This window comes from Nostoc sp. T09, assembly GCF_002154695.1.
In the GTDB taxonomy this organism is placed as follows: domain Bacteria; phylum Cyanobacteriota; class Cyanobacteriia; order Cyanobacteriales; family Nostocaceae; genus Aulosira.
In genome coordinates this window covers 1-18940 of record NZ_MTAV01000020.1, presented here as the reverse complement: position 1 = coordinate 18940, position 18940 = coordinate 1, and the positions used below count along the sequence as shown (strand labels likewise).

Annotated in this window: 19 protein-coding genes and 1 pseudogene; 11 read left to right on the top strand and 9 right to left on the bottom strand. The window is 42.4% G+C overall.

From position 1 onward, the window contains the following. Nucleotides 1-41: 41 nt before the first annotated feature. Nucleotides 42-974: a 15-cis-phytoene synthase CrtB gene (gene crtB / locus BV372_RS06365; RefSeq protein ID WP_086684847.1), complete on the bottom strand. Its 933-nt coding sequence runs from the start codon at nt 972-974 to the stop codon at nt 42-44. Further along, entirely contained in the window at nt 958-2397 is a 1440-nt protein-coding gene (pds, locus tag BV372_RS06360) for a 15-cis-phytoene desaturase (RefSeq protein WP_086684844.1), read from the bottom strand. Before pds ends, crtB begins: the two co-directional genes overlap by 17 nt. Nucleotides 2398-3122: 725 nt before the next feature. Here pds and BV372_RS06355 point away from each other — a divergent pair. Further along, the gene (locus BV372_RS06355; protein WP_086684841.1) at nt 3123-4358 is read left to right on the top strand and encodes a septal ring lytic transglycosylase RlpA family protein; all 1236 of its coding nucleotides are present in this window, start codon (nt 3123-3125) and stop codon (nt 4356-4358) included. Nucleotides 4359-4491: 133 nt separating this feature from the next. Next, complete coding sequence (gene nagZ / locus BV372_RS06350; RefSeq protein ID WP_086684838.1) at nt 4492-5592, top strand: beta-N-acetylhexosaminidase; 1101 nt, start codon at nt 4492-4494, stop codon at nt 5590-5592. A gap of 123 nt (nt 5593-5715) precedes the next feature. Here the strand turns inward: nagZ and BV372_RS36025 are convergent, their stop codons facing one another. After that, nucleotides 5716-5826, bottom strand: a complete 111-nt coding sequence (locus BV372_RS36025) for a DUF5615 family PIN-like protein (RefSeq protein WP_256973102.1) — start codon at nt 5824-5826, stop codon at nt 5716-5718. A gap of 71 nt (nt 5827-5897) precedes the next feature. On the opposite strand from BV372_RS36025, the gene BV372_RS06345 reads away from it, so the two are divergent. From BV372_RS06345 to BV372_RS06335, 3 genes are read left to right on the top strand one after another with little or no spacing between them, the layout of a single operon-like run. Beyond that, nucleotides 5898-6083 (top strand): ribbon-helix-helix protein, CopG family, encoded by a 186-nt coding sequence (locus BV372_RS06345; protein WP_086684837.1) that lies wholly within the window; start codon nt 5898-5900, stop codon nt 6081-6083. Further along, nucleotides 6083-6274, top strand: coding sequence for a hypothetical protein (locus BV372_RS06340; protein ID WP_086684834.1), 192 nt, complete (start codon nt 6083-6085; stop codon nt 6272-6274). The genes BV372_RS06345 and BV372_RS06340 overlap by 1 nt, the downstream gene beginning before the upstream one ends. Further along, nucleotides 6271-6471: a hypothetical protein gene (locus tag BV372_RS06335; protein ID WP_086684831.1), complete on the top strand. Its 201-nt coding sequence runs from the start codon at nt 6271-6273 to the stop codon at nt 6469-6471. Before BV372_RS06340 ends, BV372_RS06335 begins: the two co-directional genes overlap by 4 nt. Nucleotides 6472-6662: 191 nt before the next feature. Here BV372_RS06335 and BV372_RS06330 read toward each other — a convergent pair whose 3' ends face one another. The 4 genes from BV372_RS06330 to mutL form a co-directional block, all read right to left on the bottom strand. Beyond that, nucleotides 6663-6989, bottom strand: a complete 327-nt coding sequence (locus BV372_RS06330; RefSeq protein ID WP_086684828.1) for a DUF5615 family PIN-like protein — start codon at nt 6987-6989, stop codon at nt 6663-6665. Between the two features lie 3 nt (nt 6990-6992). Further along, nucleotides 6993-7223, bottom strand: a complete 231-nt coding sequence (locus BV372_RS06325; RefSeq protein WP_086684825.1) for a DUF433 domain-containing protein — start codon at nt 7221-7223, stop codon at nt 6993-6995. A 191-nt stretch (nt 7224-7414) separates the two neighbouring features. Then, on the bottom strand, nt 7415-8605 hold the full coding sequence (locus BV372_RS06320; RefSeq protein WP_086684822.1) for a hypothetical protein: 1191 nt from the start codon (nt 8603-8605) through the stop codon (nt 7415-7417). 156 nt (nt 8606-8761) lie between these two features. Continuing rightward, nucleotides 8762-10465, bottom strand: coding sequence for a DNA mismatch repair endonuclease MutL (mutL, locus tag BV372_RS06315; RefSeq protein ID WP_086684819.1), 1704 nt, complete (start codon nt 10463-10465; stop codon nt 8762-8764). Between the two features lie 150 nt (nt 10466-10615). Between mutL and BV372_RS06310 the strand changes: the two genes are divergently transcribed. Further along, nucleotides 10616-10951, top strand: coding sequence for a rhodanese-like domain-containing protein (locus BV372_RS06310; protein ID WP_086684817.1), 336 nt, complete (start codon nt 10616-10618; stop codon nt 10949-10951). A gap of 244 nt (nt 10952-11195) precedes the next feature. Then, nucleotides 11196-11936, top strand: coding sequence for a class I SAM-dependent methyltransferase (locus BV372_RS06305; protein WP_086684814.1), 741 nt, complete (start codon nt 11196-11198; stop codon nt 11934-11936). Between the two features lie 107 nt (nt 11937-12043). Here the strand turns inward: BV372_RS06305 and BV372_RS06300 are convergent, their stop codons facing one another. Continuing rightward, complete coding sequence (locus BV372_RS06300) at nt 12044-13087, bottom strand: adenosine deaminase (RefSeq protein WP_086684811.1); 1044 nt, start codon at nt 13085-13087, stop codon at nt 12044-12046. A 292-nt stretch (nt 13088-13379) separates the two neighbouring features. Further along, a pseudogene (locus BV372_RS06295) lies at nt 13380-13682 on the bottom strand (response regulator); the annotation flags it as partial. 856 nt (nt 13683-14538) lie between these two features. Here BV372_RS06295 and BV372_RS06290 point away from each other — a divergent pair. The 4 genes from BV372_RS06290 to BV372_RS06275 all read left to right on the top strand — a co-directional run bounded on the left by BV372_RS06290 (nt 14539) and on the right by BV372_RS06275 (nt 18873). Continuing rightward, a complete protein-coding gene (locus tag BV372_RS06290; RefSeq protein WP_086684808.1) occupies nt 14539-15882 on the top strand; it encodes an adenylosuccinate synthase in 1344 nt (447 codons plus the stop codon). Nucleotides 15883-16114: 232 nt separating this feature from the next. Beyond that, a complete protein-coding gene (locus tag BV372_RS06285; RefSeq protein ID WP_086684805.1) occupies nt 16115-16729 on the top strand; it encodes a 50S ribosomal protein L25/general stress protein Ctc in 615 nt (204 codons plus the stop codon). An 85-nt stretch (nt 16730-16814) separates the two neighbouring features. Further along, the gene (locus BV372_RS06280) at nt 16815-18356 is read left to right on the top strand and encodes an AAA family ATPase (protein ID WP_086684803.1); all 1542 of its coding nucleotides are present in this window, start codon (nt 16815-16817) and stop codon (nt 18354-18356) included. Nucleotides 18357-18372: 16 nt separating this feature from the next. Beyond that, a complete protein-coding gene (locus BV372_RS06275; RefSeq protein ID WP_086684800.1) occupies nt 18373-18873 on the top strand; it encodes a hypothetical protein in 501 nt (166 codons plus the stop codon). The last annotated feature ends 67 nt before the right edge of the window (nt 18874-18940 follow it).

Below are 18940 nucleotides of genomic sequence, written 5' to 3'. Positions count from 1 at the left end.
GCTTGGCTATTAACTCTTAACTATTGACCCTTGACTAAGCTTCATAGCACTTGCGATCGCATCCAAGCCAGTGGTAAAGTCCGCAATTTTTTCCACTGGGGGACGTAAGCACGCTGAGTGAACACATTGTAATCGTTGCGTTCAATGACATTTAAGATTTGACTATAATGCATCAAGGCTGCCCACACAGGCCAACGGGCATCAGCAGAGAGATAGGAAATTCCTTTTTCTGCCTTGCGGTAAAAATCTCTGGCCCTTGTAATTTGAAAGTGCATTAAAGAACGCCAGCGATCATCTACTACACCCTTGAATAAGTCTTGTTCGGTGTAGTCAAATCGTGCCAAATCTTCTAAAGGAATATAAATTCTCCCTCGCCGCGCATCTTCTCCAACATCTCTCAAGATATTGGTAAGTTGCTTGGCAATTCCCAAGGCAATTTCTTCCTTGATCGGAATATATGGCTGTTGATCGCGGTTCCAAGGGGCTGTATTTCTGGTATTTTCCAACCCCATGACTGCGGTGGACATTAAGCCGACAGTACCAGCGACGCGGTAACAGTAGAGGTATAACTCCTCAAACGTTTCATAGCGACTGCGGTATAAGTCCATCCGCTGACCAGCAATCATATCCCGAAAGGGCTGAATGTCTATTGGAAAGCGTTGGACAGTATCCGCTAAAGCTACATCAAAATTTTCTGCTGGGTTGCCAGAAAAAATTGATTCTAGCTGCTGCTCCCATAAGTCTAGGGTTTCTGGTGTGGTCATAGCAGATCCAGGGCCATCTACCAGTTCATCTGTACGGCGACACCAAGCATAAATTGCCCAAACAGCGGGACGCTTTTCTTTACTCAGGAGCAAAGTGCTGAGGTAAAAAGTCGCGGAATACTTGGCGATTAGTTGCCGACAAAGTTTGTAGGAATCGTCTACAGAGACCAGCGTTTTCATGCGCGGGGGTGAATCAGGCAGTTGCAGCATTCGTTGCGGGCGATCGAGTTAGCGTTTGCAGGTTTGAGGCATTTGCCACCGGGAGTGCTTCAGAGATCGCCTGCGCTGTCAGCTTACCAGAAAGTACGGCCCCTTCCATACTGGCTAAATAGCGTTGCATGGTGTAATCTCCTGTGAGATAGAAGTTGGCAATGGGGGTTTTCTGCGAGGGACGGTGCTGTTGACGACCAGGAGTCGCTTTGTAAACTGAACGCGGCGTTTTTACCACATGATATTTCAGCAACTTTGCTGGATTGTCTCCGCCAAAATGGTCGGGGAAGAGTTTTTCTAGTTCGGCAAGGGTTGCATTGACAATTTCCTCATCGGATTTGGCGATCCAATCTTTTGCCGGTGCTAGAACTAATTCCAGCATTGAGCGATCGGGATTAGCATATCCACGGCAGGTATTGCTCATATCAGCATAAACGCTGAGGAGGGGCGATCGCGAAAATAGTAAGTGGTCAATTTCTGTAAGTTTACGATCAAACCATAGATGGAGGTTAATTACTGGCACTCCTTCTAGTCCTTCTAGCTGCTGGAAAAACTCCATTTGCTTCCAAGGTGCTGGCAGCATGACCTTCAAGGGGTCAACGGGCATGGCAGATACGTACAGATCTGCTGTTAAAACTTCATCTTCTGCTCCATTCAATCCCCGGAGCAAGAATCCCCGCACGGTGCCATCTCCGTTGAGCAAAATTTCTTTCAGGGGGGCATTTAATCTAACTTCCCCACCGCGTTCGGTAATGTGATCTACTATCGGCTGACACAATCGCTCAGTTGGTGAACCATCAAGAAAAGCCATTGTTGAGCCTTTCTTCTCCTGGAGGAAGCGATTAAGGGCTGTTAGCAGGATGGTAGCGGAAATTTCTTCTGGGCCAATGAAATTCAATGCCTTAGACATGGCAATAAAAACTTCTTTTTCCACTCGTAGGGGAATGTTTTGCTTTTGCAGCCATTCCGTCCAAGAGTATTTGTCCATTTCCTCTACATACTTCTGCCCTTGCACCATTGCTGGTAACAAACCCAGACCAAAACGAATTTTTTCTGGCCAAGTGAGCATATCGTTGTTTCCCAAGATTGCCACTATGCCATTTAAGGGTGCTGGCAAATCTGGGAAATCAAAGCTGCTGTATGTGCCTGGGGCATCGGGCTGGTTGAAGATCATGGTGTGTTCTTTCCACTGCAAACGATCTTCAATTCCTAGTTCTTTGAATAGCTGCAAAATATTGGGGTATGCCCCAAAAAATATGTGCAGACCTGTTTCGTACCAGTCTCCGTCAGCATCTTGCCACGCTGCCACTTTACCTCCCAGTACGTCTCGGCGTTCCAAGACGATGGGAGTGTGACCCGCGTCTGTGAGATATTTTGCGCAGGAAAGTCCTGCTAGACCCGCTCCCGCGATCGCTACTCGCATTTAACCCTACTGCTCTTCAAGATTTCTTAGTCATTTTGCCGTTCTCATTATACGTTGCAATCTGTTACATTTCGCAGCGATTGTGCGATCGCTTCCCAAAAAAACTTTTAAATAGGCTGTGAAATCACTATTTAGCACTATTAGTTTTAGGTCTTTCGCTATACCCGATCAATCCCAAAAGTCTCACTCAATCAGATTATTTTTATTTAAAGCAACTCATGTTTAAAACTTAAAAGCTTTTAATTTGAGCCTTTTACCTTGTTGTGTAGACACCCAGAATTGATTTTTTACCAATCTACTGAAATTTGTTTTCACGCTAAATTTCCCAATTGGTGAAGATTGTTGGTCACTTATCGGTGTATTTTATTTTTATAAATAAATGTTTTATGTAAAAATTAATACTTTTTAGTTTTATATTTAGGTATTTTTGCAGTTGTTAAATAAATGATTATGCATTTTTTCCTGTGGGATGAAAGTGAATTATAAAAAATTTAAATTTAAAACAGGCTAATAATTCAAAACAATATCTAAAAGTTTTATTTGTATATTTACTGACAACAAGATATGATGATCCCTGCTGGGGATCGCTCAGTGTTTTGCCAAAAAATGAGAGGATTTTTTTCTGTTTCAAAGAATAAAATTTTAATTTCGTAGCCAAAGAATGTTGTTTAGCAAAACCAGGGGTGCACTGTTGAATTGTGCAGTTACTTGGACATTAAACCGACATGATATTGTTTGAATTCCTTTGCATGACATCTTGGATTAGTTCTTTTTTGTCATTTAGCAACAACTTACCACCAAGTATTACAGCAAATGTATTACCAACAAAAGTTTCAGCCAATCTGGGAAAATTTGTAAGTAGGCACCGCCCATTGTTTGTGCAACCTAAACAGTCGATAAATGTTTGGAGCACGACGTTACTACCCACAAGATTTTTAAGAATAGATTGGGGAAAGAGTGAAAGCAAAACAAATCTAGAGCAACCGCCAAATGCTAAGGAAACAGCAGTTAACAATAGCAAAAAACAGCTTTGTAGTTTTGGTCAAGAGATAGCATCAAAACAACCTATCTTACAGACATCTAGCGGGTTGTCTTCTGGAAAAATAATTAACTCTGGCTCTTTAAACCGAGATTTTTTACCGAATAAAATCCTGCGATCGCTGCAAGATTTCTTTCGCTTTGCTAATCCTGTTGAGCAGAATTTTATGTCTGCTTCCTTGCCAGTATTGGTTGTTCATAGAGGTCGAGAGAACTATGAAGTCTGGGTAAATAACCGTGCAGTTGCGACTTTGCCCACAGAAATTGCTGCAAAGTCAATGCAACAACGCTTAATGCCCTTAGTTAAGTCACCCAACTTAGATGCTCATCAATTACGGCCTGCTTTAGTAGATGGTATACCTGCGTTAATGGCAGGTAATCGCTTTTTATGGGGAATTGAAAAACAGATTTCTCGACGATTCCATAGAAGTGGTGAATTATTAGCAATTGATTGGATTAATAATCTGCGTTCTGCATTCAAAGCACCAAAACTGACACTCGTAGAAGGGCAGAGGGAAATGTATGGTGTCACCCCTTCTCCAAGCAAAATATCTGGGTTAGCTTCTTGGTATGGGGGCTATTTTCATGGACGTTTAACAGCAAACGGCGAGATATACAACCAAAATGAATTGACAGTAGCCCATAAGTCCCTGCCCTTTAATACATATTTGCAGGTGACAAATTTAAAAACAAGAAAAGCTGTAATTGTGCGAGTGAACGATCGCGGTCCTTATATTCCACCTCGAAGCTTAGATCTATCACAAGCAGCAGCGCGTTGTCTCGACAGCGAAATTGCTGGAGTAGTGCCCTATGAAGCCGTGATTTTGCAAAGTAGTAAACCCAAAATGACCTTGAAAGCTTCCAACCCCAAAACTGGAAAACCCAAACCTGTCAGGCAACTTGCCTTAGTCTCCGACTTTTAATCGAGTCTTGATTATTGCTAATTACTCATGGCTGATTGCTAATAGCTGATTGCATAAATAGCTACTAGCAATTACCATACCTCTGGTATCAGAAATTAAATGCTATTGAATAGATAGCCACAGGTAAAACGTTATGTCAGTAACGCAGCATCTCCAGGGCTTTGGGCATCATTTAATTCTCGGTGTTTCCGGCACGACATTAAGTGACGACGATAAACGGGCACTTAGTGAATTACAACCGATAGGGGTAATCTTTTTCGCGAAGAACTTTTTGGATGGCACTTCCTATGAAATTTGGTTGCAAACTTTTAGAGAGTTGATCGACCAGATACGACAATACGCCGAACGTGATTCCATGTTTATTACCCTAGACCATGAAGGCGGTCGGGTCGTGCGTACACCTTTACCAATTACTCGTTTTCCTCATGCCTCACTGTTGCAATCGCGATCGCGTCAGGTAGCAAAAGCCACAGCAATAGAACTCAAGTCTCTGGGAATTAATATATCCTGGGCACCTGTAGCAGATATTTATTCTAATCCCCAAAATCCTGTCATTGGCCCTCGTGCCTTTGGTACGACTCCCGAAACTGCTGCCAAAGCTGTGCGGGAATACTACCTCGGACTTCAGGAGTCAGGAATTCTCGGATGTGCCAAACACTTCCCCGGTCATGGTGACACCAGCCAGGACTCCCATCTGGAACTACCAGTACTGCATCTGTCTACAGAAGATCTGCGAAATCGAGAACTCATACCCTTCAAAGCTTTAATTGAGGAACAGGTGCCTTTGATTATGACGGCCCATATCCTGTTTCCTAAAATAGATCCTGATGTGCCAGCAACTCTTTCCCAAGGCATTCTCAACGCCATACTGCGAGAAGAACTAGGTTTTCAGGGCGTAGTGGTATCTGATGACCTAGATATGAAAGCAGTCTCAGATATGTTTAACCACAAAGGTACAGTGGCGCGGGCAATTCATGCTGGCTGCGATTTGTTTATTGTCTCGCGTAACATTAATTCATCATCTTTGGAACGTACCTATCACATCGCTAAAGATTTTGGGGATTCTCTCAGTAGCGGTAGCCTTGATGAATCAGTAGTAGCAGCAGCTAGAAACAGAATCGATAAACTACTGGCTGTCACTCCCCAGTATCTGGTTCATACTCTCGATCAAGATACGTTAAAAGAACACGCTGAATTAGCGATCGCCTGTTCTTTTCAAGAAGTTGGATTTTAAATCAAAGCAGGTGTTTTTAGAAAGTTCTCATGCTGAAATCACCTGCCTAATAGTTTCGAGATGCGATCGCAGGATACATTGAGTTAGCGATCGCTTGTTTTTTCCAAGAAGTAGGATTTTAAATCAATAGCAAGGTAACTGTGAACGGAAGGCAAGTTCACCAAAGTCCTTATCGAAGCTGAGGAGAATGCGATCGCCGATTTGAGCGCGGCTTAACACCTGTGGATCGACAATCTCAGATACATCCTTTCCTCTAGATATTTGCTAGCGTGCTAGCATAACAGCAAATTAACTGTCTTCTCATTATGGAAAATCGAATTAACAAAAGGACTCACAGCGATTACACCCAAAGCGCTGCCTACTTACCAAAAGATTTACTGAAGAATTTCAAGCGATTAGCTCTGGAATTAGAGGTTGGGCATAGCGAGGCAATGGAGCAAGCAATCAGATTGTGGTGTGATGCGGCTATCAAAAAAGTAAATCAACGTTGATGAGGTATCCGCGCTATCCGACTTATGAACAAAACCTGACTTGTTTCATTCTCAGCCAAAACCTGACAACTTTGCTATTAGCTATCTTCATAGTGAGATTAGATGAACGAACAGGAAACATCTATATCTTGGCTGGAGAAGAAACAGGAATTGTGATCAACCGCAATGGGAAATGGAGATATGACGAATGACCAAGCCGAACTTTGTGAAAATGAGTAAATCTGAGTTAAAACGTTATTTGTTAGAACATCGCAACGATACAGAGGCGTTTTACGCATTAATGGACAAAATTAATGCAGAACCAAATCAAAAGTTTTACACCGTAGACGAGGCTGACATACTACAGGAATTGATAGAAGCAAAGCGAGACACAAAAGAAAATCTTTGAAAATTAAACGCAACTAAGGATATTCGGGTCAATCGTGATTCTAGATTTCCAGTCCATAAGATGACGTTGAGTGCGTTGTCTTAAGTTTACGATCGCTCCTAGCCACCAAATCAAAAACTAGTTGAGTCTAGGTATTGTGTAATCGCTTGTTCTTTTCAAGAAGTAGGATTTTAAATCAATAGTAGGTGTTTTTAGAAAGTTCTCATGCTGAAATCACCTGCCCAATCATTTCGGGATGCGATCGCAGTAGCAACTTTTTGAGCCACAACTGCACCAGAGGGAGCTTTAATCCAAAACAGGATAATTCCACTGGTAGCAGGTAACTGTGAACGAAAGGCAAGTTCACCAAAGTCCTTGTCGAAGGTTAGCAGAATGCGATCGTCTGTTTGAGCGTGGTTCAACACCTCTGGATCTGCAATCCCAGGCGCATCAGTGCGAATCCAAACTACATAGTGCCCCTGCTGTCGTAGGGCTTCTACAGCATCTCTGGGAAAGTTCTCGTTGGCAAGAAAGCGCATGAGCTATGCAGGAAAGGCGTAGACTTTTTCTGCTTTGAGGGTGGCGCTGGCATAGCTGAGGCACGCTTGAATATCTTCAAGAGTGATACCAGGGTAATTGCGGAGAATTTCGTCGTTTGTCCAGCCTTGAGCAAGCAGGTCGATAATAAACTCCACAGCAAGGCGAGTGCCTTTGATAATGGGTTTGCCGACCAAGATATTAGGGTCAATCGTGATTTTAGATTGCCAGTCCATAGGGTGACGTTGAGTGCGTTGTCTTAAGTTTACGATCGCTCCTACTCGCCAAATCAAAAACTAGTTGGATCTGGGTATTGTGCGATCGCTTGTTTTTTCTAGAAGATTGGGCTTTAAATTAATAGCAAATTTTTTCCAAGGATTCTCGATATCAAGAAAAATATTCTCATAGAGTGATTTGTAGATACGATTTAGAATTTATCCGATGGATAATTGACGAGCTTATCCGATGGGACTGTTGTGATCTGAGTAGTCCCGGTTTTAACTATCGTATAAATTGTTTTATTACCTTGGGTACTTGCAGAACTATCTAGCGTATGCCAACCTTTTACATCTCGTGCATTGGTCATTTTTAGAAGAAAATCAAGCATAGCAACCCAACCACCATAGCCAGTTTGCAGTGGTGCAGGAAGTAACTTGAAAAGTTCAGCTTCAGCCATTTGACGGGCTTTGTCTGGGGTAGTTGCAGGACCAAATTTCTCACCTTTAGCAGCCAGAAGATTGATTTGATCGGCAATGAGTTTGTAGGTGATGTCATAAGCTCTTTGTGCATCATCCACATGTTCCTGTTCCCCATCCTGAACTAGCTTAGAAATCACTTTGCTAATTCGCCAAATGGAGATATACGTTTTTCCTTTGTCGGTATATGTACCCCTTGCATGATCCCCAGGTGCCGGATAATAAGATTCGATAACAGCATCTTTTGACGTTGTAGGTAGGATTTCGGCATAATGCATTACTGTATTATTGGGTTTTCTTACATGGGATTCTTTCACATCAAGTCTGGGAGCAGTATAAGCAGGTGCGTTAGGAATACCAGTCCAACCCAATACAGTCCCCAGTGAAGATTGGGAAGATTGCTGACTAATAAAAGACATTCCAGCGGGAGGAGCCTTTGGCTGAGTTATTCCTGCAAAGTAAACCCTTATTTCCTGTTGATCAGAAGGAATCGGTATAGGCGGATCGGCAACACGTTCAGCTTGCTGCTCGTATAGGTTGTTTGGTTGTCCCAACGTTAACTTGGGCTGAATAATTGCTGCTGGTGAGGTTGCTGAAGTTGACTGAGCATTGCGAATGAGGATTTCCAACAAATTCGGCTGTGCTTTAGCCATTTCCATCTGCTGTGCCCAAAAGCTATCCATTTTGGCTTGCAGTACACCCAGCTTTTCTTGTTCCACAGGAGTGATTGTGCCGTACTTCTCCTTAAGCCGTAGCCCTGTTGCTTCAAACTGGGTTTGCTCGAAGGCTTGATTCTCAATTTTCGCCTGTGTTAGAGGATGTTCAGGCTGCTGGACAGAGAAAGGGCGAGGCGTAAACTGAGAAGTACTCCGTGAAGTCTGGGTATTCTCGGAATTGGATTGGTGGACGCGCTGAAACGACATATTCGCACCTACCTGGTCATTTTTTTTTGCAGTTTTTAATAATGGGCAATAACTTTGTACCGATAGCCTTACTTATTCTCAATTTTTTTAACTGGTGAGGAGGAACTTGGGCAGGCTAAGCATATTATACAGAGGGTTTATGAATAACCCTGAAAGTCAAATTCCATGACTCTTCCCAATCACCCAATTACGCCGAAAAAACCGCGCTAAAGCAGACTCTTCCAATGATAAATAAATTGGTCTTCCGTGAGGACAGGTGCGAGGATTACGAGTACGCTGCCATTGATCTAAAAGTGTTTGCATTTCTGGCAAATCCATCGGTGTACCATTACGAATGGCACTGCGACAAGCAACGGCTACTTGTGCTGCTTGTAAATCACCACCTAAACTGAGTTCTAAAATTGCGTCGGCACAGTCTTCTCGTTGCTGCAACATTGCAGGTACATTCCGGACTGCCCAAAGTTGTTCACCAAAGGTTTCTATATCTAAACCGATGCGTTGTAATTGTGCTACTTGTTTTGGGGATAATTGATAGAGAATTATTGCCGGTTCGACGGGAATAAATTGCCAGTTATCGCATAATTGCTCGTACAAAACTCTCTCATGGGCAATGTGCTGTTCTACTAGCCACATTCCCTCAGGATGTTCCACCACAATATAAGTGTTGCTGACTTGAGCAACCGCTTTTAAAGAGTAAGGATTGCTGAGTCCTGAGTGCTGATTGTTATCTCCTTCATTGGAATTTTTAGGATTAAAATTGTAACCGCCTTTAGCTTCTGCGGCTTTGAGTAATTTACTAACTCGCGTTATGTGAACTGCTTCTTTAATATTGGCTGAACTGAGGCGCAGTGCTTGCTCAATTCCTTGAGTAACTTGTTCTTGCCAATAACTGACTTCGTTGAGGTAAATTTCTGTTTTTGCTGGGTTGCGATTCCAGTTTATTTGATCGGGAGAAATGACAAGATGTAATAAACAAACTGGATAGCGATCGCGTGGTAATGTCCGATGAAATGCTCCCAGAATTGTTTGCTCAAGTTCGGGTGTTTTGATCATCCGGCCGTTAATCGCTACACGCACCCAATCTGGACGATGACGATGACAGCGATCGGGTAATCCTACCACCAATGTCAGTGCTGAGTCGTGAGTTGTCAGTTCTGAGTTGGGAGGATGTGGTAATTTTAGTTGAATTTGCTGTAAGTCAGCTTCTTTAACTTGAGGTAGAAACTGCGGTAGTAATTGTTTAATTGATGCAGCCGGATAGATGGTGAACCATTCACGGTTATTTTGCCGAACTTGCCAGGTAACATGGGGGTGACATAGGGCAATTTGTTGAATTGTGGTTTGCACGGCTTTCATTTGCTGTGCTACTGGGGGTAAACCCTGACGACGCGCCGCACAACTGGCAAATAAATTAGAGACTGTCACCACAGTACCAGGAGCGATCGCGGTTATTTCTACCTGGTCAACTTTCCCACCATCACGATAAATCACGCGCCATCCGAAATTTTCATTTGCAGGACGGCTTAAAATCTCTAAATTCGCCAAATTTGTCAAACTATGCAGTGCTTCCCCACGAAAACCCAAACTGCTAATTTTCCACAAATCTGCACAACTATAAATCTTACTGGTGCTGTGAGTGGCTGCGGCTTTTTGCAAGTCATCTAGGTTCATTCCGCAACCATTGTCTGCTACGCTTACTCGCCACTGCTGGGGACACAAAGAAACTACAATTCTCGTTGCGCCTGCATCAAGGGAATTTTCTACCAATTCGCGCACGACAGAAGCTAAAGAGTCGATGATCTCTCCAGCTGTAATTAGATATACGACTTCTGTTGGTAAAGCGTGAATAGTAGATGTCATAAATTACAGTGTAGGCGAATAGCCAACCACTGAATAGAATAAGCAATTTTGTTTCCCGTTCAAAAGAAATTTTTATTAATTGTAAAGAAATATCGATCGAAATTAGATCTTTGATAGATTGCTTTTATGGATATAAGCGTAAAAAAGCCGATGAGTACCAATTTAGTAACTGATGCCCACGATCTAAAGCTGCGTTTAGAATGGGGGCACCCAGCTTTTACAATTATTGATGTGCGCGATCGCCAAACCTACAACCAAGGTCATATTAGTGGAGCAATTCCCTTTCCCTTGGATGAACTAGCAAAAAGAGCTAAATCCTCTTTGCACACAGAACGCCATATCTATGTTTATGGCACAAATGATGAACAATCAGCTAGTGCTGCCCAAACATTAAAGGCTGCTGGGTTTGCTGAAGTTTCACCAATCCAAGGTGGTCTTGCTGGCTGGAAAGCCATCGGTGGTGCTACAGAAGGTATTGGTGCTTAATTATTGTTTGGTTTCTGTGTACTGCACGGTGTGCAGTACAGTTTTTTCTAAGCATTAAATGAAACTATAAATTTAGATTTACGGTTATTATAGATTTTCAATTTTTTACGTCCGACAATTGTTATTCTTGCAATTTCTAGGGCAATACGAAGCACGGTGCTGAGAATTAATAGCACTGCTATAGATGTTGAATCAGTTATAGAAACTCGCTCTTGAACATCACGCCTGTTAGTGGAGTAAAAAAATGACATATTATGACTCCATAGCCCAGCAGTATAAAAAATCCAAACAATTGCCGTTTCGCCTGCATATTGAAGCATATACATACTTTCATCTGCTAGGGGATATTGTAGGCAAATCACTCCTAGATTTGGCCTGCGGAGAAGGATTTTATACCAGACAATTCAAACTCCTAGATGCAGCACGGGTGATAGGTGTCGAAATTTCCGAAAAAATGATTGAACTCGCAAGACAGGAAGAAACCAGAGAACCCCAAAACATTGAATATATTCTTGGTAATGTATTTGAACTGGGTAAAATTGGTAGCTTTGATCTGGTGGTGGCTTCCTATCTACTCAATTACGCCCAAAGCAGAGAACAATTACTCAAAATAAGTCAGAGCATATTTGCCAACCTAAAACCAGGCGGTCGTTTCGTCACCATTAATAACAATGACTCCCAACCCCTTAAGTCCTATCTCTCAACTGAAAAGTATGGATTTATCAAAAGCATAACCTCACCATTAAGAGAAGGCACGCCGATAAAATACACATTCACAATCTCTGATAGCAAGCAGCAATTCAGTTTTGATAACTATTACCTCGGCACAGCTACTTATGAATGGGCGTTACGCAGCGTAGGTTTCAAAGAGGTTCGCTGGCAAAAACCAATAGTCTCCCCTGATGGGGTGACAGAATTTGGTCAAGAGTTTTGGCAGGATTTCCTTGACTGTATGCCCATAGTTGGCATTGAGTGTGTTAAATAACTCTTGCCTGCATATTGCTCGTTATGGTGCCAAGGTATTGCACTTAATAAGAATCTCGGTGCAATACCAATGGCCCTTTATTTAACACTTTTGCCATCAGTGATTGATTAATCTCTCATTGCCAAAACTTTCGGGGGTTCAGGTTTTAGCAATCCGTTCAACAGAGATGCAGGACGTTCGCCATGAGGCCAAGCAAAAGCATGGCGAAAAGCTGCATCCTGACAAGCTTGCAACTGTTTAAAGCTAATAATGTCGTATGTCAAAAGATTTTCATACTCAAATGGCAGACGCACATTGTGCAAACCAGCGTTATCAGTACAAATAGCAATGTCTACCCCAGTTTCAAAACATCTGTCAAAAACTAACTTGAGTTGACGTATATCCTGTAAAGTACCTGTTTTTAGGTAAGTCGTGGGGCAAACCTCCAAACACTGTCCCCTTTTAGCTACATCTGGGAGTAACTCAGGATGCAACAGCGGAATTTGAATTCCGTGACCAATCCGTTTTAGATAGGGTAGAAGTTGGGTGTAACAACCTGCTGTGGTTTCGTAAAGGTGTCCTGTGGTGTTAATACCCAAGGAGCAAGCATAATCATACAGGTTAATCCATTCTTCCATACGCTCGGCATAGTAGCTATCACCCCCAGCGATGTCTACCGCACAGACATACTGTTTACTTTGCGCCGCCAAATCAATAATTGCCTTATTCACCTCATAAGGTAGGCGCGAGTGCATACAAAGAATTTGGCTAGTCACAATCGGATATTCTTCCAACTGACTAGCTCGTCCCACAACTTCTACAATTTCTGCCATCTTGTCAATTCTTTCGGATTGACTCAGATGTTCAGGTGTGCGGAGATAGGGAGTGTAGCGCAGTTCCAAATAAGCCAAATTCTCAAATATGTAAGCACCCCGTAGCAAGCGATAGATAAAGTAAGGCAAAGTCTCTACAGTCTGCACACTTTCTACTAGGGTATGCAATTCTAGATACTCATCTAGGGTGTTGCGCGGCCTTGTATAAAAGTCTTCAAATTCTGGATAGTCCGCAAATCGGGAAATTAACTCCGATGCATGTCTCTCGAAATATCGCCATAACACACGAGGTACAACCGAACCGCCCAGATGCCGATGCAATTCAGCGTATAAAGCCATAGTGGTGTTTTCTGAAAAAATTTAAATAATCTTAACAATAAGATAGCGAAAAAAAATCTGTATCTGAAGAGATATTCGTAAAAGTATTGTTAATTTATTGCACTTGGCGGGTTAGTTGTCATTAGTCATTAGTTATTCTCCGTGTCCCCGCGTCTTTCACCTGATGGGAAGCCACCTTTGAGTCCTCTACACCTTCGTCATCCCCCTTCTCGCGTCCCTTTTGCACCTATGGGGATGAAAATTTTTTCAGTGGAATTACCTGATTTTTAACTCAGCATTCATGACTCACTATTTAGCAATTAATTGCACTAATCGTCTGTAATAACTCTTTAGCAGTGCAGGGTTTGGATAAAAATGCTCTTACACCCAAGTTAGCCGCTTCTTTTTTATTTTGATTTGATAACAGTCCGCTAATGACAATAATTTTGACATGGGGATTAATTTTTTTTAGCTTGCGAATAGCGATCACACCATCCATCGCTGGCATGATCATATCCAGTAACACTACACTAATTTGCTGCTGGTACTGAGCATATATTGCTACTGCTTCCACACCATTACTGGCAGTCAAAACTCGATAATTATATGTTTCTAAACCCCACTATTTCAAACTCTAAAGTACCCTTTTCACCTTGACAAACACGTTCGTGCAGATCAGCAAAAGCTTCTCTGTATTCTGGTGCGAAAAATTGAATACGGGTCTTATATAGTGCTTCTCATTAAAGAATAAATTACAGAATTACAGCGAATTTCAAGTTAGTGAAGTACAGATCCTAAGCCTCAAACCCAAGCATAAAGACTGTTTTACTTCTGAATTCTGAATTCTAACTCCTGAATTCTGCTGTATGTTTGTTTATTTGTGCCCATCTGTTGTCCTAATAATTATTTGAGTTATTAAATTACTTGCAAAATGCTATAAAAATTTTATTGGATTTTTGTCAAAACAACTTTTTTCCCTATTAACTATTTCCTGTTCCCTGACTCAGCGAGTAATTTTACAACTCCTACACGGATTACTATAGTTAAGATACTTTTTTGAGAAAGATTGAACTTTACAGCAGTTATATAATCATTACGGTTGCATCAATGAATGTGCTTTCCGACACCACATTTAATTAAAAATATATATGTACTAATAAATCAAATTACATAACTTTTTACTGAGCAAATCCATGACTACATTTCATCAGCAAATGCGCAAAGATATTGCACTTTAATTTAGTTAAGGCAATTAATACTAATGAGTCCAGATTTATTCTTGACTTTTTACTGTTGACTATAGACTAACCTCATGCGTAAGTATGCACTCTTCATAGCTAGCCCTTGGCTTAGTTAGTTTTAGCTTGCTGAAGAATTTGTTTCAATAAATATTCTCTAATCTTCTTGACATAAGTAACAGAATATGTTGATAATTATTGTTTGTGGAAACTTTACCTCTATAAAATAAAAGCTTGGCTAACGTCATTGTCATAGGTGCCCAGTGGGGCGATGAAGGAAAAGGTAAAATAACTGACTTACTCAGCCGCTCCGCAGATGTTGTTGTACGTTACCAAGGGGGTGTCAACGCTGGACACACAATTGTAGTTAAAGGCCAAACCTTTAAGCTACATTTGATTCCCTCTGGTATTTTGTATCCAGATACCGAATGCATTATCGGCTGTGGTACAGTTATCGATCCGAAAGTTTTGATAGCAGAACTCGATCAACTAGAAAAATTAAATATTTCTACTAATAATCTGCTAATTTCTGAGACGGCCCACGTCACCATGCCTTACCATCGATTGATCGACCAGGCATCAGAGGAGCGACGGGGAAGCCACAGAATTGGCACTACTGGTCGAGGTATAGGTCCCACGTACGCTGATAAATCAGAGCGTACAGGCATCAGAGTTTTAGACTTGATGGACCCACAGGGGTTACGTGACCAGTTAGAGTGGACGATTAATTATAAAAACGCAATTTTAGAAAAGCTTTACAACTTGCCACCTCTCGACCCAGAAGAGGTGATTGAAGAATATCTGGGGTATGCAGAACGTTTAAAACCTTACGTTGTCGATAGTTCGCTCAAGATCTACGATGCGATTCTACGGCGGCGAAATATTTTGTTTGAAGGCGCACAAGGGACGCTCCTCGACCTAGATCATGGCACTTATCCCTATGTCACCTCCTCGAATCCAGTAGCAGGGGGGGCTTGCGTTGGCACCGGATTAGGACCGACAATGATTGACCGGGTAATTGGGGTGTCGAAAGCTTACACAACGCGAGTTGGTGAAGGACCTTTTCCAACCGAACTACAAGGTGAATTGGGAGAATTGTTGTGCGATCGCGGTGCTGAATTTGGTACAACTACTGGCAGGAAGCGTCGCTGCGGCTGGTTTGATGCTGTAATCGGTCGCTATGCCGTCCGGATTAACGGCATGGACTGTATAGCAATTACCAAACTAGATGTCCTCGATGAACTTGAGGAAATCAAAGTTTGTATCGCCTACGAAATAGATGGCGAACGCTGCGAACACTTCCCCACCAGTGCGCGTCAATTTGCCCGGTGTCGTCCCATCTACAAAACCTTACCAGGTTGGCAAGTATCCACAAGTAACTGCCGCACACTGCAAGACTTGCCACAGCAAGCTCTGGACTATCTCAAATTCTTAGCAGAATTGATGGAAGTCCCGATCGCGATCGTCTCCTTAGGAGCTAGCCGCGATCAAACCATAATTGTAGAAGACCCAATTCACGGGCCCAAACGTGCTTTATTGCAAGCTGACGGCACTCCCGTCTCCTTACTCAGCGCATAGCGCTAGTCATTAGCAAATGGCAAAGTACAAAGCGCAAAATCTCTTACGAAGTTTCACTCCGTTCTCGTTCGGGCGTTCGCCCTAAAGCCCTTCGGGCATCCTACGGCAGGCGTTACCCTTTGACGAAGTAGTTCCCGCAGGCTAGGCTAGCCCTTCTCGCAAGGTAGGGGTTGCCGACGGCATCAAAACTTTGTAAAAGAGAACCAAAGATAATTTATAACTCACAACTTGTATGCCTCTTACAGTCGAATGTCAAAAGCGACCAGAAGGTAGCAAATCAAAAGCTTTGCGCCGTTCTGGAGAAATACCTGCAAATTTGTATGGTCACAAAGGTACAGAGTCAATTTCCTTGACTATTAATGCCAAAACTGTTGAGCGCTTGCTCAAAGCAGCTTCAGTTAACAATACCTTAATTGATTTAAACGTTACTGACGTACCTTGGCGAGGCAAAGCCCTGCTACGGGAACTTCAAGTTCATCCAGCCAAAGGTACGCCTTACCACCTCAGCTTTTTCGCGGTCGCAGGTCACGGTGAAACTAATGTAAAAGTGCCTCTGCGCATTGTAGGGAATGCTGTAGGTGTTAAACAAGATGGTGGTTTTTTAGACACTGTAATCACTGAATTACAAGTGAGTTGCTTGCCTGAAAATATACCAGATGTTATTGAAATTGATGTCTCTAATATGCAAATTGGAGACAGTTTGCGTATCCATGAGTTAGCCTTACCTCAAGGTGTGACACCTCTAAGTGAAGCGGAACAAGTTGTGGTCAGCGTTTCGCAGCCGCAAATCAGTGCTGCTGCTGAGGCTGATGCTGAAACAGAGAGTCAAACAGTCTCAGAAGCTTGATAAAGTAGGTAATAGTTTTTGATGATACCAGGGGGAAACTCCTGGTTTTTTTGTATTTTAACTACACAGGACCCAGCAAAAAAAGATGACAGAAGCTACTATTCCAGCGTTAATTCAGCAAATGTTGCAGCCTGGATTTTATCCTCATACAGTCTTAGAACCCATTCAACTGATTCAAACCCACGTTTCCTATGTACTGCTCACAGGTGATTATGTTTATAAAGTGAAAAAGCCTGTCAATTTTGGCTTTTTAGACTACTCAACCTTAGAAAAACGGGAGCATTTTTGTCACGAAGAATTGCGATTGAATCAGCGGGGTGCTGGGGAACTGTATTTGGAAGTGTTACCTATAACTCTCGTAGAGAAGCAATACCATCTAGGGGGAACGGGAGAGCCTGTAGAATATGTGCTGAAGATGCGCCAGTTTCCCCAAGAAGCTTTGTTGAGTGCTCTATTTGAACAAGGTAAGTTAAATGAGGCATGTCTAGAAGAATTGGGACAGGTTGTAGCTCAATACCATGCCAAAACTGAGACAAATGATTATATTCGGAGTTTTGGTGAAGTCCCGCAAGTTAGAGCTGCCTTTGACGAAAATTATGAGCAAACCGAGAAATATATTGGTGGTCCTCAGACGCAGGTACAGTTTGACGAAACTAAAGCCTACACTGAGCAGTTTTTTGCAGAACGCCCAGATTTATTTGCCAGCAGAATTCAAAATAACTACATCCGCGAATGTCATGGAGATTTACACCTGAGAAATATTGCTCTATGGCGTGACAAAATCATGCTGTTCGATTGCATTGAATTTAATGAACCGTTTCGCTTTGTTGATGTCATGTTCGATATCGCTTATGCAGTAATGGATCTAGAAGCACAGCAGCGAAAAGACCTCAGTAATGCCTATTTGAATACCTACGTAGAGCAGACTGGTGATTGGGAAGGGTTACAGGTATTACCCATATATTTAATCCGTCAATCATATGTACGTGCAAAGGTGACCTCGTTTTTGTTAGACGATCCTGGCGTACCAGTGGCGGTAAAGGAAGATGCCGCAAAAACGGCAGCAAAGTATTACAAGCTAGCTTGGGAGTACACTAAACCCAAACAAGGGCAATTGATTTTAATGTCGGGTTTATCTGGCTCTGGCAAAAGTACAACAGCACGATATTTAGCGCGTCAACTAGGAGCAATCCACATTCGCTCAGATGCAGTGAGAAAACATTTGGCGGGAATTCCCTTATTAGAACGGGGTGGTGATGAAATATATACACCAGAGATGACGCAGAAAACTTATACACGACTGCTGGAATTAGGAATTATACTGGCTAATCAAGGTTTTTCCGTAATTTTGGATGCTAAGTATGACCGACAAAATTTACGCCAAGAAGCTATTTCCCAAGCTGCAAAGCATCAAATACCCCTGCAAATTGTTCAATGCACAGCACCCTTAGAAGTTGTACAAGAGCGCCTTCATAAACGTACTGGGGATATCGCTGATGCAACTGCCGATTTATTGGCATCCCAACTTAAACAATTTGAACAATTCAGCGACACGGAAAAACCCTACGTTAAGATTTTGGATACAACTCAGCCACAACAGGCACAATTAAAAGCAATAATTCCCTAATAGCCTTGTTTACCTCATGGCACAAAAAAAAGACTTTTTAAATTTTTCGCCAAACTTCCTATCACAATTGATATTTGGGTTAATTTTAACCCTTGTATTGTCGATGACAGGGTCATCTATAGCCTTGAGCATCTTCCTCGGCATCATGGGCGGCTTCACCTTAGGTTGGATCACCGCAGCCAGCAAGAATAATGCCCAACCCCAGTCTGTAGCCTCCTCTGATGGCGTTGATGCAGCATTGAAATATTGGTTATTGTTCTTGATAGGCTTTAGTTGGTTAGGCTATCCAGCACCCATGAGTATTTTATTGGGGGCACTAGGTGCTTTAGGTGGAGGCTGGATGATCGCTTGGTGGGGAAGTAAGGAAGAAGCTAGAACTCAGTTGCCACTTGAACCCACAGAAGAGACTGAAGGAGAACAATCTACTGAAAGAAACACTATCAAGCGAAGAAGGAAAACAACTCGGCGTTTCCGGCGTACAACTGGAGGTATCAATTTTAGATTTTGGGAACGGTAAAATAGCGATCCGATTTGATTACTGAAATTATTTACGTAGGGAGGGAACAGGGAACAGGGAACAGGGA

Excerpts from the sequence above, each read along its gene's own strand:
- crtB (WP_086684847.1), bottom strand. The coding sequence starts at position 974 with ATGCTGCAACTGCCTGATTCACCCCCGCGCATGAAAACGCTGGTCTCT.
- pds (WP_086684844.1), bottom strand. The coding sequence starts at position 2,397 with ATGCGAGTAGCGATCGCGGGAGCGGGTCTAGCAGGACTTTCCTGCGCA.
- BV372_RS06355 (WP_086684841.1), top strand. The coding sequence starts at position 3,123 with ATGATATTGTTTGAATTCCTTTGCATGACATCTTGGATTAGTTCTTTT.
- nagZ (WP_086684838.1), top strand. The coding sequence starts at position 4,492 with ATGTCAGTAACGCAGCATCTCCAGGGCTTTGGGCATCATTTAATTCTC.
- BV372_RS06345 (WP_086684837.1), top strand. The coding sequence starts at position 5,898 with ATGGAAAATCGAATTAACAAAAGGACTCACAGCGATTACACCCAAAGC.
- BV372_RS06340 (WP_086684834.1), top strand. The coding sequence starts at position 6,083 with ATGAGGTATCCGCGCTATCCGACTTATGAACAAAACCTGACTTGTTTC.
- BV372_RS06335 (WP_086684831.1), top strand. The coding sequence starts at position 6,271 with ATGACCAAGCCGAACTTTGTGAAAATGAGTAAATCTGAGTTAAAACGT.
- BV372_RS06330 (WP_086684828.1), bottom strand. The coding sequence starts at position 6,989 with ATGCGCTTTCTTGCCAACGAGAACTTTCCCAGAGATGCTGTAGAAGCC.
- BV372_RS06325 (WP_086684825.1), bottom strand. The coding sequence starts at position 7,223 with ATGGACTGGCAATCTAAAATCACGATTGACCCTAATATCTTGGTCGGC.
- BV372_RS06320 (WP_086684822.1), bottom strand. The coding sequence starts at position 8,605 with ATGTCGTTTCAGCGCGTCCACCAATCCAATTCCGAGAATACCCAGACT.
- mutL (WP_086684819.1), bottom strand. The coding sequence starts at position 10,465 with ATGACATCTACTATTCACGCTTTACCAACAGAAGTCGTATATCTAATT.
- BV372_RS06310 (WP_086684817.1), top strand. The coding sequence starts at position 10,616 with ATGAGTACCAATTTAGTAACTGATGCCCACGATCTAAAGCTGCGTTTA.
- BV372_RS06305 (WP_086684814.1), top strand. The coding sequence starts at position 11,196 with ATGACATATTATGACTCCATAGCCCAGCAGTATAAAAAATCCAAACAA.
- BV372_RS06300 (WP_086684811.1), bottom strand. The coding sequence starts at position 13,087 with ATGGCTTTATACGCTGAATTGCATCGGCATCTGGGCGGTTCGGTTGTA.
- BV372_RS06285 (WP_086684805.1), top strand. The coding sequence starts at position 16,115 with ATGCCTCTTACAGTCGAATGTCAAAAGCGACCAGAAGGTAGCAAATCA.
- BV372_RS06280 (WP_086684803.1), top strand. The coding sequence starts at position 16,815 with ATGACAGAAGCTACTATTCCAGCGTTAATTCAGCAAATGTTGCAGCCT.
- BV372_RS06275 (WP_086684800.1), top strand. The coding sequence starts at position 18,373 with ATGGCACAAAAAAAAGACTTTTTAAATTTTTCGCCAAACTTCCTATCA.